Here is a 16,992-nt window from a genome sequence, read left to right on the forward strand (position 1 = left end):
TCAGTGTCGCAACATCAGCGATCGATCAGCGAGTTCTCGTCCACCAGCGCCGGGGTGTCTCGTCGGAGTGTGCGGCCGGCAAAGAAGTCGGGTGCGATCGCCCGCATCACGAACATCAGAACGAGGCCCACGGCGAGCAGTCCGAAGCCCATGTAGAAGACCAGTCCGATGCCGAAGATCGAAGCGCCGCTGCCGTTGTCGGGATTCATGCTCTCCCGGACCGAGATCACGAAGACCGCGGTGAGCATGATGCCGCCGAGGAGCGGGAAGAGGAACTTGAACACAGCGTTGCGGACGCTGGTGAAGAGCTCGCGACGGAAGAACCAGACGCAGGCGAACGCGGTGATCCCGTAGTACCAGCAGATCATGATGCCCAGTGCGGCGATCGTGTCGAGCAGCGTGTGCTCGGAGAGCAGGCTGACGACGGTGTAGAAGACTCCCGTGATGACGCCGGCCACGACCGTGCTGTATGTCGGGACCAGGAAGCGGGGATGCACGGCGGCGAGCTTCTTGGGGAAGGCTCCGTAGGCGCCCATCGCGAGCATCGTCCGCGCCGCAGGCAGGAACGTGGTCTGCAGACTTGCCGCAGACGACGCGAGAATCGCCAGGAACAGCAGCGGTCCGGCCCAGCTGCCGAGTACCGGATAGGCGAGTGCGCCGAAGACGTTCTCGGAGATCTCCTCGTTGCCCAACCCGATGCCGGTGGTACCCACACCGGCGTACATCATCACCGCGACGGCGACCAGCAGATAGGTGAGGAGGATCGAGATCACGCAGAGCAGTCCGGCCCGGCCGGGGACCTTCTTGGGGTCCTTGGATTCCTCGCCGAGTGTGAGACAGGTGTCCCAACCCCAGAACGCGAAGATCGAACCGGTCACGCCGATGACGAAGGCGCCGAGCGCGAGGCCGGTGAACGGGTTGAACCAGTCGAAGCTGAAGCTGAGTCCGGCCGGCGCGTCACCGTTGACCGATTCCACGATCGCCGCGATCGCGAACGCGACGAGCACGATCATCTGGAACCCGACGAGGATGTACTGCACACGCTCGCTCGTCGTGATGCCGCGCCCGGAGATGTAGGTCGCCAGCGCGATGAAGAGGAGGGTCGTGATGATGTTGATCGCCTTGTTGTCGGCGAGGTCGGCGATGTCCGGGCTGTTGAACACGCGGGCGATGAACAGATAGAAGAATTCGACGGCGATCGCCGCGAGGTTGGACAGCACGATGATGGTGGCCAACACCATGCCCCAGCCGCACATCCATCCGACGTACGGGCCGAACGCCTTGGTGGACCACGTGAACGACGCCCCGCAGTCGGGTGCGCGGGAGTTGAGCTCGCGATAGGCGTACGCGGTCAGGAACATCGGGACGAATCCGGCGATGAAGATCGCGGGCATCTTGAGCCCGACCGCCGCGACGATCAGCCCGATGCTGGCGGTGAGTGTGTAACCCGGTGCCACACACGAGATGCCGAGCACGGCACCGGCGAACGTGCCCACCTTTCCGGTGGCGAGGCCCTTGTCGACCAGATCGGAGGACTGCGGTGGTGCCGCCGGGCCATCCGCGGGCCCGGTCATGGCTGGGCCTCTCTCGGGACGACGATCATCGGCACCGCCAGCACCCGGAGCATCTTGGCTGCCGTGGACCCGAGGAACAGCTTGCGTGGCGCGGCGAGTCGGCTCGACCCCACCATGATGAGATCGCCGTCGTGCCAGTCGACGGTGCCGACCGCGTCCTCCACGCTGCGTCCCTCGACGATGGCGGACGTGATCGAGGTGCCCTCGGGTAGTCGGGTGCGCGCGGAGTCGAGGGCGCGCTGCGCCAGATCGACGGCGTGCCCGATCGCGGTGGTCTCGTCGTCCGGCGTGCGTCGGGGTGGCATGTCGTCACGTGACACCAGTGACACCAGCCGTAGCGGCAGGTCGCCGCGGGCACTGAGTTCCACTGCGGTGTCGAGCAGGATCTCGGCGCCCGGCCGTCGCCCGATCGCGGCCGTGATCTCCCGGACCCGAGGCGCCCCGGTGTGGCTGAACCCCCGCGGGGCGAGGGCGACGGGGACCGGCGACGAATGCAGCAGGTCGTTGACCACCGAACCGAGCGAATGCCGGCCGATGAGCCCGCCACCGGATCCGCCGACCACCAGGATCGTCGACCCGAGGCGGTCGATCTCCTTGAGGATGCCGTCGGCCGAGTTCTCGTCCAGGGCCACGTGCGTGGCGACCGTGACGTCGTCGGGGACGAGGGCGGCCGCATCGGCGAGCCACTCGGTGGCCGCCTCGTCGAGGACCTCGGCGTAGCTGCCGGTACTCGCGAATGCCTCCGGCCGGTCCGGCGGGATCACCAGCGAGATGTCGAGGGACGCGTTGAGCGTGCGGGCGAGGCAGACGCCGAGCGCGACGGCGTCCTCGCCTCCCGGGGTGGCCAGATACGCGACGAGCAACTTCATCGTGCACTCCGATCGTGAGCTCGGGGACCATGCAGGTGACCTCACTCTGCGCCGGTCCCGGGACGGGCGCATCTGCCAACATGTCACGTGATCGGTGCCGGATGTGGACATGCTGGCGCGACGGTGAACGCATCGGATCCGCCTGCTCGATCTGCGGACGCGACCTGCGTACGCGATCTGCGGACGCCGAAGAGCCGGCGCGCCCGACCTGCTGCGCGCCGGCTTCCGCCCGAGGTCTGGTCAGCTCAGGTGATGCACGTCCTGCAGTCCGTAGACCGGAGTCGGCAGGCCCTCGAAGCGGGCCTTCAACTGCAGCGCGAGGTACAGCGAGTAATGCCGCGACTGATGCAGGTTGCCGCCGTGGAACCACAGCCCCGGCTGCTGGGTCGGTTTCCACATGTTGCGCTGTTCGCCCTCCCACGGGCCGGGATCCTTGGTGGTGTCGGAACCGAGGCCCCAGACCTTGCCGACGCGGTCGGCGACGTCCTGCCCCATCAAGTCCGCCGCCCAGCCGTTCATCGAGCCGTATCCGGTGGCGTAGACGACGACGTCGGCCTCGAGTTCGGTGCCGTCGGCGAGGACCACCGAGTTCTCGGTGAGGCGGTCGACGTCACCGTGGGCGAGTTTGATGGTGCCGTCGGCGACGAGTTCACAGGCGCCGACGTCGATGTAGTAGCCGGAGCCGCGGCGCAGGTACTTCATGAACAGGCCGGAGTCGTCGTCACCGAAGTCCAGGTCGAAACCGGCGGCCTCGAGCCTGTCGTAGAAGTCCTTGTCGCGCTCGCGGATCTGGTCGTAGAGCGGGATCTGGAACTCGTGCATGATCCGGTAGGGCAGCGAGGCGAAGGTGAGATCGGCCTTCTTGGTCGTCATCCCCGACTCGACGGCCTGCTCGCTGTACAGCGCGCCCAGCCCGATCTCCATGAGCGAGTCGGATCTCACGATGTGGGTCGACGACCGCTGCACCATCGTGGTATCGATGCCGTTCTCCACCAGCGCTTTACAGATGTCGTGTGCCGAGTTGTTGGCACCGATCACCACCACCTTCTTGCCGGCGTAGCCATCCGGGCCGGGATGTCGGCTCGAGTGATGCTGTTCGCCGGCGAACACGTCCTGTCCGGGGAAGGTCGGCACGTTCGCCTTGCCCGACATGCCGGTTGCCAGCACGAGCTGGGTGGGGTGCAACGTCATCCGCTCGCCGTCGCGGTCGATCTCGACGGTCCACTGCTCCGTGCGCTCGTCGTAGTCCGCCGACAGGCAGGTCGTCTTGCTCCAGTAGGGCACCTCCATGACCTTGGTGTAGAACTCCAGCCAGTCACCGATCTTGTCCTTCGGTGCGAACACCGGCCAGTTCGGCGGGAACGGCAGATAGGGCAGGTGGTCGTACCAGACGGGATCGTGCAGGCACAGCGACTTGTAGCGCTTGCGCCACTGGTCGCCGGGCCGGTCGTGGCGGTCGACGACGATCGACGGCACGCCGAGTTGACGCAGCCGTGCCCCGAGGGCGATCCCGCCCTGGCCGCCGCCGATGACCAGTACATACGGCTCGACCGTTCGCCCCAGAGCGGCTTCCTCGTCCTCGCGCTTCTCGGCCCAGGAACGTCGGTCGGGGTCGGATCCGTGCACCGCACCGAGAACCCGCGAGGCCCCGTTGGGCTCCTCGTGGCCCTTGAGTTCCTGCAATGTGGTGAGCAGCGTCCACCCGACGTCCTCGCCGGTCGACTCATCCGGCCGCAGGCGCAGGTGGCCGACGCCTCGTCCGGTGGCGGTCTCGAACTCGATGAACGCCGAGACGACCTCGCCGTCCGCGGTCGCCGGCTCGCTGGTGGCGAAGCCGTGCGGATCGGTGTCGTCGAGCCGGGCGTCGAGCATGTCGGCGATCTGCTCACGGCCCTCGACGGTCTTGAGGTTCCAGGTGAACGACACGAGGTCGCGCCAGAAACTGTCCGTGGCGAACAGCCCGGTCACCCGCGTGATGTCGCGGGCCGACAGCGCAGCCTCGAAATCGGCGAGCCAGGCCTCGGCCCGCAGCTGGGGGTCGGCCCGGCGGGCGTGCTCCGACGACGTGGGCTCCAGGGTCTGCGTCATGTTTTCCTCTCCTCTGCGGACTCGATCGTCCTGATGTGATCCACAGCACACCGCGTGGGACGGGTGGGAGGCAAGGGTTGCATCGGGTTGCGAGCCGTCGGGGTCGCGGTGCAACCCCCTGCAACCGGGCGGTCGGCTTTGCGATCCGGGTGTGATCGAGCGCACAATCGGGGTTGTGTCAGCGCCCGGAGATACCGAACTCGGTCCTGAGCCTGCCGTGTCGGCAGGCGATGACCCGCGCCACTATGCGCAACTCCTGTCGGCTGTCTACGACGCCGCGATGGCCGGCGAGAAGATGCCCGCCCGTCCACGATCGCTGATCAGCGAGTCCTGGGACCGGGTGCTGCACGCGGGAGTGGACCCGGAGGCCGACGTCGCCGATGCCGGGCTCGACGTGGGTGACATCGAGGCGCGCCGGCACGGTTCCGGGCTGCTGGCCGTGCTCGACGACCTCACCCGTGGTCTGGACTCGGTGATCGCCGACGGCGACAACATTCTCGTCGTCGCGGATGCCGGTGGCCGCGTGCTCTGGCGCAGCGGTGCACCCCGGGTCCTGCAGCGCGCCGACCGGCTGGGATTCGTCGAGGGCGCGGACTGGGCGGAGAACTCGGTCGGCACCAATGCCATCGGGACCGCACTGATGTCCGGCCGGGCCGTGCAGGTGTTCTCCGCCGAACACTTCGTCCGCAGTCATCATTCGTGGACCTGCGCGGGCGCCCCGATCCGCGACCCGCGGACGGGCACCTTGCTCGGCGCCGTCGATGTCAGCGGTCCGGCCGCGACCATCCACCCGACCACCGTCGCGCTCGTCGACGTCGTCGCCAAGCTCGCCGAGTCGCAGCTGCGCGATCACCACCGCCGGACGCTCGATCGCCTACGATCGGTCGCCGCGCCCATGTTGGCGCGACTGCGCGGACCGGCGCTGGCCGTCGACGACGACGGCTGGGTCGCCGCACTCGACGAGGTCACCCCGCTGACCCGTCTGTCGCTGCCACGACAGGTCTCGCCCGGACGGGTCTGGCTGCACAGCCTGGGCGAGTGTGACCTCGAGCCGCTGCCCGGTGGGTGGCTGGTGCGCGTCGCGACCGAGCAGAGGGAGTCGTCGGGGACGGCGATCGACCTCGACCTGAGCGACCCCCGACGACCCGTGGTGGCCGTCTCCGGGATCGCGGGGAGCTGGACGATGCGGCCGTCGCCGCGCCACGCCGAGATCCTCGCGCTGCTGGCCCGACACCCCGACGGACAGAGCGCCGCGGCGCTGTCCCGTCACCTGTTCGGGGTGGACGATCGGACCATCACCGTCCGGGCCGAGATCTCCCGGCTGCGCAAACACCTCGGCGGACTGATCGCCGCGAACCCCTATCGATTCGCCGACGGTGTCATCGTCGCGGTGCGGGAGGAGGGCCGGGTCGCCGACCCGACCCGTGACGCGTCGGCGTTGTAGAACCCGGTCGGCCGTCGGTCCCGTCTGTCGGGCGCCCGACCGCGGTCCGATCGCCTACATTCGCTGTGTGACCACCACGCACGTCGACGGATATCTCCGCCACATCATGGCTGTCTGCGCCGAGGACCGTTCCGGCTCCGTGGCCGACTACATCCCCGAATTGGCACGCGTCGACCCCGACGGCTACGGACTCTCGCTGTGCGTGCACGACGGGCACGTGTACAGCGAGGGGGACGGGGTGGTCGGCTTCACCATCCAGTCCATCTCGAAGGCGTTGACCTACGCCCTGCTGTTGACCCGGATCGGCCGTGACGAGGTGGATGCCAAGATCGGCGTCGAACCGTCCGGCGAGGCGTTCAACGAGATCAGCGTCGACGACAACCGGCGACCCAAGAATCCGATGATCAACGCCGGTGCGATCATGGCCACATCGCTGTTGCTGCCACCGGTGCGTGATGTCGATCAGGCGACCGTCGATCGGGTCTACGGGGAACTGGTGGAGTTCTACTCCGCGTGCGCCGGGCGCCGACTGACCCTCGACGAGGACGTCTACCGGTCGGAGGCGCAGACCGGTTCGCGTAACCGGGCCATCGCCTACATGTTGGACAGCTTCGGCGTCCTCGACACCGATCCGGAGGCCGCCCTCGACCTCTACTACCGGCAGTGTTCGCTGCTGGTCACCACCGTCGACCTCTCGGTCATCGGCGCCACGTTCGCCAACGGCGGTCTCAACCCGCGGACCGGCCGGCAGGTGCTGGCTCAGGAGGTCGCGCAGCGCGTGCTGTCGGTGATGACCACCTGCGGCATGTACGACGGCGCGGGGGACTGGGTGTCGTCGGTCGGCCTACCCGCCAAGAGCGGGGTCGGCGGCGGCATCCTCGCGATCCTGCCCGGCCAGCTCGGCATCGGCGTGTACTCGCCGCGGCTAGACCGGCACGGTAACAGCGTGCGCGGCATCGACACCTGCCGACACCTGTCGACCGATCTCGGCCTGCACATGTTCAACCTCACCCGCGAGAGCCGGGTGACGATCCGGTCCGTCTACGACATCACCGAGTTCGAGGTGAGCGAGGACTGGACCGAGCGTGAACGCGGCTACCTGCGCACCTGCCGCGAGCGGGTGCGCGTCTACGAATTGCAGGGGGATCTGACGTTCTCCGGTGCGGAGGCCGCCATGCGTCGGCTCTCCGACGACATCGACGACTACGACGTCGCCATCGTGGACATCTCGCGGATCGGGGTGGTCGACCCGGTCGCGCGGACGATGGTGCTGACCTTCAAACACACGCTCGACGAACGCGGACAGGCCGGATTGGTCGTCGACCCGGACCGCGTGATGCGCGACAGCGTGGAGCGACACCGGAACGACCAATTAGCGCCGGATCTCCTTGCACCGCAAGCGCTTCGAGGTTTCGACCCGACTCTTCCGCACGTGCACTCGACGATGGAGGCCGCGGTCACCGACGCGGAGGCGTTCCTGTTGAAGCGCCGACTCGGCGAGGGTGACGTCTTCGGCGGGTGACGTCCCGCGGCCGGACGGGTGGACGTTAAGCTGGCCACCGTGCGTCTGGTTATCGCGGAGTGTCAGGTGGATTATGTCGGCCGGTTGACCGCCCATCTGCCGATGGCGAAGCGTCTGTTGCTGATCAAGTCGGACGGGTCGGTCAGCGTGCACGCCGACGATCGCGCGTACAAGCCGCTGAACTGGATGAGTCCGCCGTGCTGGATGGTCGAGTCGGAGGTGCCCGACGGCGTCGAGGCCGACGCGTACTGGGTCGTCACCAACAAGACCGGCGAGGAACTCCGCATCACCATCGCGTCGATCGAGCACGATTCCGCGCACGAATTGGGCGTCGACCCCGGGCTCGTCAAGGACGGTGTCGAGGCGCACCTGCAGGAGTTGCTCGCCGAACACGTCGAGACGCTGGGCTCGGGACATACGCTCATCCGTCGCGAATACATGACCGCGATCGGCCCGGTCGACCTGCTGTGCCGCGACGCCGACGGGTCGACGGTCGCCGTGGAGATCAAACGTCGGGGCGAGATCGACGGCGTCGAGCAGCTGACGCGCTACCTCGAACTCCTCAATCGCGACCCGATCCTGGCGCCGGTCTCGGGGGTGTTCGCCGCCCAACAGATCAAGCCGCAGGCCCGCACTCTCGCCGAGGACCGCGGAATCCGCTGTCTGGTACTCGATTACGACGCGTTGCGCGGTGCCGAGAGCACCGAGTTCCGACTCTTCTGACCCCGACCGGGCCGGAGCTCAGCCGACGGGCGTCAGTGCGACGACCGCGATGGTTCGGCTGACCTTGTCCTGATAGCTCTGATAGTCGAAGACCTGATCGTTGAGCGTTGCCCACATCTGCTCGCGGTCGGTGCCGGTGAGCTCGGTTCCGTGCACCGGCGTCACCTCGTCGCCGATGGTCACCTCGGCCGCCGTCCCCGCGCGCAGATTGAGCCACCAGCCGGGCTCCCAGTCCGCGCCGCCATTGGATGCGACGACGATCCAGCGATCGCCGTCGGCGTGATAGATCAGCGGGGTGGTGCGGGGTTCGCCGGTGGTGCGCCCGGTGGTGGTGAGCATCAGGAGGTCGGCGCCACGGAACCGGCGCAGGCCCAGCCGCGCGACGACAGCGTTGGTCACGCGGTTCACCGTGACGTAGATGCGCCTCTTCATGCGCGACATGGTATCGACTGCAGGTCACCCGCGGGCCGGACCGCGCTGGCCCGGCCGGTGGTCATCGTCCGTTCGACTGACCCGATGACGCGGTGGAGGGCTGCGGCGACCCGTTGGCGCCGTTGGTCGCCGTGGATCGCTTGATCTGGGATTGCGACGACAGGGCGCGGTTGAGGAGCTCCACGTCATCGTTCTCGGTGAGGTCGGCGAGATCCTGGTGGCGTTCGGCCAGTTGCTCGGGGAGTCGGACAAGCTGGTCGCGGACCTGGTTGAGTTGCTCGACGACCTGCTTGCGAGCGAGATCGGCCTTGCCGGCGAGCTCGCGCGAGCGGGCGAGGCGTTCGGTGGCGATCTCCTGCGCGGCGTCCTTCGTCCGCTGCGCATCGTTGCGGGCGCGGTCCCGCTGCGTCGCGAGTTCGGCGTCGTGGCGTTCCCGCTCGGCCTGCCGGGCCCGGGTGCTCTGCAGTTCCAGCTCGGCGGCCTCGCCCTTGGCCTTCGTCACGATGCGTCGGGCCTCGTCCCGGGCCGCACTCATCGTCTCGCTGTGCTCGGCCTCCATCGCCGCCGTGCGCTCGGCGATGAGCTTCGCGGCCTCCTCGGCCTCCTCCTCGGCCGCGGCGGTGAGTGCGTCGGCCTTCTCCCGGGCCTGTCGTGCCCAGTCCTCGGCGTCGGTGATCGTCTTCTGCGCCTTGGTGTTCGCGTCGTCGCGGACCTTCTGGGCATCGGCCTGGGCGTCGTCGCGTACGGCGGCGGCCTCCTGCCGGGCGATCGACGTGGTCTCGGCCGCCTCGGCGGCGGCGTCCGCCCGGATCTCCGAGGCCTCGTCGGAGGCCAGCTGGAGCATGCGGCCGAGCCGCTCGCTCATGCCCTGGGCGGTCGTCGGCGGCACCGAGAGCTTGTCGACCTCACGCCGCAGCTCCTCGATCTCGTCGCGCGCCTCCTCGAGGTGCGCGGCGAGCTCATGGGCGTTGGCGGTCGCGGCATCCCGGTCCGCCGCGAGGACCCGCAGCTCGGCGTCCATGCGCTGCAGATGTTCGGCCACCTGGTCGCGGTCGAAGCCGCGCATGACGATCGCGAACGGGAGTTGCCGCGGTGCGGGAGCTGACATGCGGCACAGTCTATCTCAGTCGGAAAGGTCAGTGACCTGTGGATTCGGTCGCAGGCTCGACCAGTTCGAGGAGTACGCCACCCGCGTCCTTGGGGTGCACGAAGTTGATCCGGGAGTCGGCCGTGCCGCGCCGGGGCTCGGGGTAGAGGACGCGGATCCCGGCCGCGGTGAGGCGTTCGCTCACGGCCTCCACGTCGGTGACCCGGACGGCGAGCTGCTGCAGGCCGGGCCCGTTGCGGTCGAGGAACTTGGCGATCGTCGAGTCGTCGGTCAATGGGGCCAGCAGCTGGATCACGGCTCCGCCGGTGTCACCGGCGTTCCGGGGGCCGACCATGGCCTCGATCACGCCCTGGCCGGTGTTGGTCTCCTCGTGCAGCGTCACGAAGCCGAGGTGGTCGAGGTACCACTGCTTGGCGGCATCGAGGTCGGCGACGGCGATGCCCACGTGATCGATGGCGACGACGAGGTCGGAGATGACGTCGGTGGCCGTGACGGTGGCGGGGTCTGTTGCTGAGGTGGTCATGGTCTAACGGTAGCGTTGGGTGGACAAGCGCACAGAGCGGGCGCTCGGTCTGCCGGCTCACACCCACGTTGGAGGTCCTCATGTCCACGAACACCGACCAGTCGTCGACTGTCATCGTCGCGGGGGCCCGCACCCCGTTCGGGCGGTTGCTCGGATCGCTGAAGGACTTCAGTGGGGTGGATCTCGGGGCCATCGCGATCGAGGGTGCGCTGGAGCGCTCGGGCGTGCCCGCCTCGGCGGTCGAGTACGTGATCATGGGGCAGGTGCTGACCGCCGGCGCGGGACAGATGCCGGCCCGTCAGGCCGCGGTGAAGGCCGGGATCGGCTGGGACGTACCGACACTGACGATCAACAAGATGTGCCTGTCGGGGATCGACGCGATCGCGCTGGCCGACCAGCTGATCCGGGCGGGCGAGTTCGACGTCGTCGTCGCGGGTGGCCAGGAGTCGATGACCCAGGCGCCGCACATGCTGCCCGGCAGCCGGGGCGGCTTCAAGTACGGCAATACCGAGCTCGTCGACCACATGGCGTTCGACGGACTGTGGGATGCCTTCACCGACCAGCCGATGGGTGCGCTGACCGAGCAGGGCAACGACGTCACCACCGATGCTGCGGCAGACGTGACCCGCGGCTTCACGCGCACCGAGCAGGACGAGTTCGCCGCGCAGAGTCACCAGCGCGCGGCCATCGCGTGGAAGAACGGCCTGTTCGCCGACGAGGTGGTGCCGGTCAGCATCCCGCAGCGCAAGGGTGAGCCGGTGTCCTTCGCCGAGGACGAGGGCGTGCGCGCGGACACCACTGCGGACTCGCTGGCCGGCCTGCGCCCCGCCTTCCGCAAGGACGGCACCATCACCGCCGGCAACTCGTCGCAGATCTCCGACGGCGCGGCCGCGGTCGTCGTGATGAGCAAGGCCAAGGCCACCGAACTCGGGGTGACCTGGCTCGCGGAGATCGGGCCGCACGGCGTCGTCGCCGGACCGGACTCGTCGCTGCAGGCACAGCCCGCCAACGCGATCGAGAAGGCCTGCGCACGGGCCGGGATCACGCCCGCCGATCTCGACCTGGTGGAGATCAACGAGGCCTTCGCCGCGGTCGGTCTGGCGTCGACCAAGAAGCTCGGCATCGATCCGTCGATCATCAACGTCAACGGTGGCGCCATCGCCGTCGGACACCCCATCGGCACCTCGGGTGCGCGTATCACGCTGCATCTCGCGCTGGAGCTCCAGCGTCGCGGTGGCGGCGTCGGCGCCGCCGCACTCTGTGGCGCCGGCGGCCAGGGCGATGCCCTGATCGTGCGGGTCCCGAAGAGCTGACCGGTCACCTCTCCCGTCGGTTCGGCTCGCCCTGAGCAGCCCGGATCGGGAGATGTGTACTACAGATTGTCGTAGTCTGCTGTCCGATTCGGCACAATGGGAACCATGTCGCAATTCCTCGATCTCAGCACCCCGGCCAAGCGCTTCCGTCTCGTCGCAGTCCTGGAGGCGATCACGTGGCTGGCGCTGCTGATCGCCATGTTCTTCAAGTGGGTCCTCGGGCACACCGAGGCGGTGGCGGTTCCGGGCATGGTGCACGGCATCGTGTTCGTGCTGTTCGTCCTCGTCTCGCTGGTCACGGCGGTGCAGTTGCGCTGGCGGGTCGGCGTGACGGCCCTCGCGCTGGTGTCGAGCATCCCGCCCTTCGGCACCCTGGTGTTCGAGTGGTGGGCCCAGCGCAACGGTCACCTCGCCGAACTCTCCGACGGTCAGACGCCGCAGCGTCTGGCCGCCTGACCCGGAGCCGGACCGGTGATCGTCGCCTTCAGTCTGACGCCATCGGGCGGTGACGCGGTCGACCACGACGGTGGCATGAGTGCCGCCGTGGCGTCTGCCGTGCGGGTGGTCCGGGAATCCGGGCTCCCGCATCAGACGACGGCGATGTTCACCTATCTGGAAGGCGACTGGGACGAGGTGATGGCGGTCGTCAAGGCCGCGGCCGACGCGGTCGCCGAGCTGGCCCCCCGAGTGGGTCTGGTCCTCAAGGCCGACATCCGGCCCGGGCACACCGGAGAGCTGACCGGCAAGGTCGAGCGGATCGACGAGCACCTCGGGTGACACCCTTCGCACGGGAGGTCGGGTCGCGGAACGTCGCGGTCACGCCGACGAGCCGACGTGCCCGGGCATCGGTCACCGCGATCTTCGCCCTCAACGGCTTCCTGGCGGCCATGTGGGTCGCACACATCCCGGTCATCACCGAGCGCACCGGGGTCTCGCACGATCAGCTCGGCGGCCTGCTCCTCTTGCTCGGCGCGTCGGCGTTCGTCGCCATGCAGCTATGTGGGCCGATCATCGACCGATGGGGGTCGCGACCCACGACGATCGCCGCGGCAGTCCTGCTGTCGGTGGTGATCCTCGGGCCCGTGTGCGCGACCGGACCCGCGACCCTGGCGGCGGCGCTGGCCGCGTTCGGCTTCGCCAACGGCGCCCTCGACGTCTCGATGAACGCGCAGGCGGTCCAGGTCGAACGGAGTTACGGCCGGCCGATCATGTCGTCGTTCCACGGCTACTTCTCGGTGGGCGGTCTCGTCGGGTCCGGGGTCGTCGCCGCCACCCTGTGGCTCGACACCGGCGTACCGGCCACGGTCGCTGTCGCCGGTGTGGCCGGTCTGGTCGTCACGGCATGCGCCGCACGTGGCCTGCGCGGCCGTGAGTCGGCCGCGCCTGCGCCGGGATCGACCTCGCCGGCAGACGTCGAACCCGCGCGATCCGCATCAGTGCCCCGCCGACCCTGGTGGACCGGGGTCGACCTGCGCCGTGTGGTCCTGATGGCCGCCGTCGCGTTCGCGCTCATGCTCGCCGAGGGGACGGCGTACGACTGGAGTGCCCTGCACATCGTCGAGACGTTCGACACCAACGAGTCGATCGGTGCGATCGCCTTCGCCGCCTTCAGTGCGGCGATGACGGTCGCCCGGTTCGGGGTCGATCCGGTGGCGGCCGCGGTCGGTCCGGTGGCGGTCGTGCGCTTCGGGGCGCTGATCGGGATCGTCGGGATGACCGTCGCGGTGCTGGCGCCGTCGGCGGGCTGGGCGATCGTCGGGTGGACCGTCTTCGGCATCGGACTGGCGGGCCTGATCCCGCAGATCTTCACCGCCGCCGGGAACCTCACCACCGCTTCCAGCGGACGCACGATCTCGGTGGTGGTCGGGTGTGGCTATCTGGGCATGCTCGCCGGTCCCGCGGTGGTCGGGTTCATCAGCAATCGCAGCAGCCTGCCGGTGGGTCTCGCGGTCGCGATCGGGGCGCTGGTGTTCGCCGCGGCGGCGGCCGGGGTCGTGCGCTCCCCGGGGCAGCGGCAGCGGCGATCCGACGTCGCGCGGCATGACACACTAGAGGGGTGACACGACCAACGAATCGGCAGCAGGCGGCCGCGGCCGCCCGGCAACAGGCTGCCGCCGCGGTAGCAATGTCGGGTGCCGTGGATCTCTCGGCCCTCAAGGAACGCGCAGACGCGCAACGACAGCAGGCTCAACGGCCGGCCGCGGCCCCGCGCGCCGACCAGCCGCCGAACGGTGGCCCGGCCGGTGGCGGACCGGGTGCGTCGAGCACGCCCGGTGCATCGAGCGGACCGGCGGTCCTCGACGTCACCGACGAGACCTTCGAGGCGGAGGTGCTCGAACGCTCTCAGCGACAGCTCGTGCTCGTGGACCTGTGGGCCGAATGGTGCGGTCCGTGCAAGCAGCTCTCACCGGTGCTCGAGTCGCTCGCCACCCGCGCACAGGGCAGCTGGGTACTGGCCAAGATCGACGTCGACGCGAGCCCGCGGATCGCCCAGGCGTTCCGCGTGCAGTCGATCCCGATGGTCGTGGCGATCGCCCAGGGCCAGCCGGTTGCCGCCTTCAACGGTGTCCGATCCGAGGCGGAGATCACCCAATGGGTCGACGACATCCTCGCCCAGCTCGGTGACGTGTTGCCGGGCGGGGACGGCGCGGGAGCCGCAGCCGAACCCGAGGCCGACGACCCCCGGATGGTCGCCGCGGAGGAGAAGCTGAACGCCGGGGACTTCGACGGTGCGCTCGCGGACTACCGGGCGATCGTGGAGGTCGAGCCGGAGAACATCGAGGCGGCATCGGCCGCCCGCAATCTCGAGTTCGTGCTGCGCGCGCAGGCCCACGACCCGGCCATCGTCGAGACCGCGGCACCCACCGACGTCGACGCGCAACTCGCCGCCGCCGACGTGCTGTTGATGTCGCAGCGCCCGGAAGAGGCCTTCGACCGCATCATCGCCGTGGTCAAGGTGACCGCGGGAGACGATCGGACCCGCGCCCGGACCCGGCTGCTCGAGCTCTTCGAATTGTTCGATCCGGCGGAACCCTTCGTCATCACCGCACGACGTAGGCTCGCCACCGCGCTCTACTGAGCCGGATTCGGCCCACACTTCGAAGGATCCCACACCTGCAAGGGTGTGGGCTCCTTCGATGTGTGGGTGGGTCGGCCTAGTCCGCCACGGCCGGCGCGAGGAACACCGCCGAGTTGGCCGGGAGCATCACCTGTGCGGACGCCTCACGCCCGTGCCAGCTCGGGCCGTCGGCCTCGACACTGCCGAGGTTGCCCTTGCCGGCGCCGCTATACGCCGACGAGTCGGTGTTGAGCACCTCGGTCCAGGTGCCCGCTCGGGGCAGCCCCACGCGGTAGTTCGCGCGGTCGGCGCCGGAGAAGTTGAACAGGCACGCCATCACAGAGCCGTCGGACCCGTGTCGGAGGAAGCTGATGACGTTGTTCGCGGTGTCGTTGGCATCGATCCACGAGTACCCGTCCGGCGTCGCGTCCTGACTGTAGAGCGCCGGACTCCCGCGATACACCCGATTGAGATCGGTGACCAATGCCGAGATCCCGGAATGCAATTCGCCTTCCCAGCCCTCCAGCTGGAACCAGTCCAGGCTGCGGTTGTCGGCCCATTCACCGGTCTGTCCGAACTCCTGCCCCATGAAGATCAACTGCTTGCCCGGGTGCGACCACATGTAGGCGAGCAGGACCCGGACTCCGCACGCCTTGGTGAAGGAGTCGCCGGGCATCCGGCTCCACAGCGTCCCCTTGCCGTGCACCACCTCGTCGTGCGAGATGGGCAGCACGAAGTTCTCGCTCCACGCGTACATCAGCGAGAACGTGATCTCGTGGTGGTGGAAACTGCGGTGGATCTGGTCCCGGCCCAGGTACCCGAGGGAGTCGTGCATCCAGCCCATGTTCCATTTGAAGGTGAAACCCAGGCCGCCCAGATTGGTCATCTGGGTGACGCCCGGCCACGCGGTGGACTCCTCGGCGACGGTGACGACGCCCGGGAAGTGCTTGTGCACGGTCGCATTCGTCTCCTGGAGGAACTGCACCGCCTCCAGGTTCTCCCGACCGCCGTAGACGTTCGGCCGCCACTGTCCGGCCGGCCGTGAGTAGTCGAGGTAGAGCATCGAGGCGACCGCGTCGACGCGCAGACCGTCGATGTGGAACTGGTCGAACCAGTAGAGCGCGTTGGCGACCAGGAAGTTGCGGACCTCGCGGCGACCGAAGTTGAAGACATAAGTGCCCCAGTCGAGCTGCTCGCCCCGCATCGGATCACCGTCCTCGTAGAGCGGCGTGCCGTCGAACCGCGCAAGCGCCCAGTCATCCTTGGGGAAGTGCGCCGGGACCCAGTCCACGATGATGCCGATCCCCAGCGAGTGCAGATGGTCGACGAGGTGGCGGAAGTCGTCGGGGAGCCGAATCGGGCGGTCGGCGCGAAGTACGACGTGACCTGGTATCCCCACGAGCCGCCGAACGGGTGCTCGGCCACGGGCAGGAACTCGACGTGGGTGAAGCCCTTCTCCAGGAGGTAGTCGCCGAGTTCGACGGCGAGTTCACGGTAGGACAGGCCGGCCCGCCACGAGGCCAGGTGCACCTCGTAACAGCTCATCGGTTCGTCGACCGGGGTGCTCGCGGCGCGCTTGGCGATCCACTCGTCATCGGACCACTCGTACGACGACTCGGTCACCACCGACACCGTCGACGGTGCGACCTGTGTCCGGCGGGCCATCGGATCGGCCTTGTCGCGGATCACGCCGTCGGCGCCGTGCACACGGAACTTGTAGGGCGCGCCGTCGCCGATGTCGGGCAGGAACACCTCCCAGACGCCACTGCTGCCGAGCGAGCGCATCGGGGCCTGCCGGCCGGACCAGTTGTCGAAGTCGCCGACCACGACCACACCGTGCGCGTTGGGCGCCCACACCGAGAATGCCGTGCCGCGCACCTCGCCGTCGGGGGTGGAGTACGAGACGATCCGCGCACCCAGGATCTCCCACAGCGCCTCGTGCCGCCCCTCGGCGAACAGGTGGATGTCGACATCGCCGAGGCTGGGCAGGAACCGATAGCCGTCGGCGACGACGTACTCGTCGGTGCCGCCCGCGGAGTTCGGGTAGGTCACGCGATAGCGGTAGTCGATCAGGTCCCGGTACGGCACCGCGACCACCCACAGGTCGTCGCTCTGACGATGCATCGGGTGATCGACCCCGCCGATCACGGCGACGACGGAGTCCGCATCGGGACGAAGAGTACGCAGGATCGTCCAGCCACCGGGGGCGTCGTGCGCACCGAGGAACGCGTGTGGGTCCGGATGCGTGTTGCTGAACAGCCGGCGCAGATCGTGATCGGATGCGGAGGGTTCCGGTGCGGTCTCTCGGGGGCTCGGGGTGTTGCTGCTCTTGGTCACG

14 protein-coding genes and 1 pseudogene are annotated in these 16,992 nt (G+C 68.6%); 8 read left to right on the plus strand and 7 right to left on the minus strand.

The genetic code is table 11. The annotated features are described in order from the left end of the window. Positions 1–14 precede the first annotated feature (14 nt). The 3 genes from D7316_RS02205 to D7316_RS02215 all read right to left on the minus strand — a co-directional run bounded on the left by D7316_RS02205 (position 15) and on the right by D7316_RS02215 (position 4,531). Complete coding sequence (locus tag D7316_RS02205) at positions 15–1,574, minus strand: APC family permease (RefSeq protein ID WP_124706846.1); 1,560 nt, start codon at positions 1,572–1,574, stop codon at positions 15–17. Further along, positions 1,571–2,443 carry a universal stress protein gene (locus D7316_RS02210; protein WP_124706847.1) on the minus strand — a complete coding sequence of 291 codons (873 nt, stop codon included), beginning with the start codon at positions 2,441–2,443 and terminating at the stop codon, positions 1,571–1,573. The genes D7316_RS02205 and D7316_RS02210 overlap by 4 nt, the downstream gene beginning before the upstream one ends. A 240-nt stretch (positions 2,444–2,683) precedes the next feature. After that, entirely contained in the window at positions 2,684–4,531 is a 1,848-nt protein-coding gene (locus D7316_RS02215) for an NAD(P)/FAD-dependent oxidoreductase (protein ID WP_124706848.1), read from the minus strand. Between the two features lie 175 nt (positions 4,532–4,706). Between D7316_RS02215 and D7316_RS02220 the strand changes: the two genes are divergently transcribed. From D7316_RS02220 to nucS, 3 genes are all read left to right on the plus strand, one after another. Next, the gene (locus D7316_RS02220) at positions 4,707–5,975 is read left to right on the plus strand and encodes a GAF domain-containing protein (protein ID WP_124706849.1); all 1,269 of its coding nucleotides are present in this window, start codon (positions 4,707–4,709) and stop codon (positions 5,973–5,975) included. 106 nt (positions 5,976–6,081) lie between these two features. Then, on the plus strand, positions 6,082–7,497 hold the full coding sequence (gene glsA, locus D7316_RS02225; RefSeq protein WP_124711050.1) for a glutaminase A: 1,416 nt from the start codon (positions 6,082–6,084) through the stop codon (positions 7,495–7,497). A 39-nt stretch (positions 7,498–7,536) separates the two neighbouring features. Beyond that, positions 7,537–8,220: an endonuclease NucS gene (gene nucS / locus D7316_RS02230; protein ID WP_124706850.1), complete on the plus strand. Its 684-nt coding sequence runs from the start codon at positions 7,537–7,539 to the stop codon at positions 8,218–8,220. A gap of 18 nt (positions 8,221–8,238) precedes the next feature. Here nucS and D7316_RS02235 read toward each other — a convergent pair whose 3' ends face one another. From D7316_RS02235 to mce, 3 genes are all read right to left on the minus strand, one after another. Further along, the gene (locus tag D7316_RS02235) at positions 8,239–8,652 is read right to left on the minus strand and encodes a nitroreductase/quinone reductase family protein (protein WP_164473714.1); all 414 of its coding nucleotides are present in this window, start codon (positions 8,650–8,652) and stop codon (positions 8,239–8,241) included. Positions 8,653–8,713: 61 nt separating this feature from the next. After that, on the minus strand, positions 8,714–9,760 hold the full coding sequence (locus tag D7316_RS02240) for a coiled-coil domain-containing protein (protein WP_232016730.1): 1,047 nt from the start codon (positions 9,758–9,760) through the stop codon (positions 8,714–8,716). A gap of 28 nt (positions 9,761–9,788) precedes the next feature. Beyond that, positions 9,789–10,283, minus strand: a complete 495-nt coding sequence (gene mce / locus D7316_RS02245) for a methylmalonyl-CoA epimerase (RefSeq protein WP_124706852.1) — start codon at positions 10,281–10,283, stop codon at positions 9,789–9,791. Positions 10,284–10,363: 80 nt separating this feature from the next. On the opposite strand from mce, the gene D7316_RS02250 reads away from it, so the two are divergent. From D7316_RS02250 to D7316_RS02270, 5 genes are all read left to right on the plus strand, one after another. Continuing rightward, positions 10,364–11,596 carry an acetyl-CoA C-acetyltransferase gene (locus tag D7316_RS02250; protein WP_124706853.1) on the plus strand — a complete coding sequence of 411 codons (1,233 nt, stop codon included), beginning with the start codon at positions 10,364–10,366 and terminating at the stop codon, positions 11,594–11,596. A gap of 96 nt (positions 11,597–11,692) precedes the next feature. Then, a complete protein-coding gene (locus D7316_RS02255; protein WP_124706854.1) occupies positions 11,693–12,052 on the plus strand; it encodes a DUF3817 domain-containing protein in 360 nt (119 codons plus the stop codon). 15 nt (positions 12,053–12,067) lie between these two features. Continuing rightward, positions 12,068–12,373, plus strand: a complete 306-nt coding sequence (locus tag D7316_RS02260; protein ID WP_124706855.1) for a thiamine-binding protein — start codon at positions 12,068–12,070, stop codon at positions 12,371–12,373. 110 nt (positions 12,374–12,483) lie between these two features. Next, positions 12,484–13,656, plus strand: a complete 1,173-nt coding sequence (locus tag D7316_RS02265; protein ID WP_124711052.1) for an MFS transporter — start codon at positions 12,484–12,486, stop codon at positions 13,654–13,656. Next, positions 13,653–14,675 (plus strand): tetratricopeptide repeat protein, encoded by a 1,023-nt coding sequence (locus D7316_RS02270; protein WP_408609961.1) that lies wholly within the window; start codon positions 13,653–13,655, stop codon positions 14,673–14,675. The genes D7316_RS02265 and D7316_RS02270 overlap by 4 nt, the downstream gene beginning before the upstream one ends. Before the next feature lie 76 nt (positions 14,676–14,751). On the opposite strand, the pseudogene glgB reads toward D7316_RS02270, so the two are convergent. Continuing rightward, positions 14,752–16,991 (minus strand): annotated as a pseudogene (gene glgB, locus D7316_RS02275) (1,4-alpha-glucan branching protein GlgB). Between the last annotated feature and the right edge of the window lies 1 nt (position 16,992).

The sequence above is a fragment of the Gordonia insulae genome (assembly GCF_003855095.1).
Classification (GTDB): Bacteria; Actinomycetota; Actinomycetes; order Mycobacteriales; family Mycobacteriaceae; genus Gordonia; species Gordonia insulae.

Excerpts from the sequence above, each read along its gene's own strand:
- D7316_RS02235 (WP_164473714.1), bottom strand. The coding sequence starts at position 8,652 with ATGAAGAGGCGCATCTACGTCACGGTGAACCGCGTGACCAACGCTGTC.
- glsA (WP_124711050.1), top strand. The coding sequence starts at position 6,082 with ATGGCTGTCTGCGCCGAGGACCGTTCCGGCTCCGTGGCCGACTACATC.
- D7316_RS02250 (WP_124706853.1), top strand. The coding sequence starts at position 10,364 with ATGTCCACGAACACCGACCAGTCGTCGACTGTCATCGTCGCGGGGGCC.
- D7316_RS02265 (WP_124711052.1), top strand. The coding sequence starts at position 12,484 with ATGTGGGTCGCACACATCCCGGTCATCACCGAGCGCACCGGGGTCTCG.
- D7316_RS02215 (WP_124706848.1), bottom strand. The coding sequence starts at position 4,531 with ATGACGCAGACCCTGGAGCCCACGTCGTCGGAGCACGCCCGCCGGGCC.
- D7316_RS02210 (WP_124706847.1), bottom strand. The coding sequence starts at position 2,443 with ATGAAGTTGCTCGTCGCGTATCTGGCCACCCCGGGAGGCGAGGACGCC.
- mce (WP_124706852.1), bottom strand. The coding sequence starts at position 10,283 with ATGACCACCTCAGCAACAGACCCCGCCACCGTCACGGCCACCGACGTC.
- D7316_RS02255 (WP_124706854.1), top strand. The coding sequence starts at position 11,693 with ATGGGAACCATGTCGCAATTCCTCGATCTCAGCACCCCGGCCAAGCGC.
- D7316_RS02205 (WP_124706846.1), bottom strand. The coding sequence starts at position 1,574 with ATGACCGGGCCCGCGGATGGCCCGGCGGCACCACCGCAGTCCTCCGAT.
- D7316_RS02240 (WP_232016730.1), bottom strand. The coding sequence starts at position 9,760 with ATGTCAGCTCCCGCACCGCGGCAACTCCCGTTCGCGATCGTCATGCGC.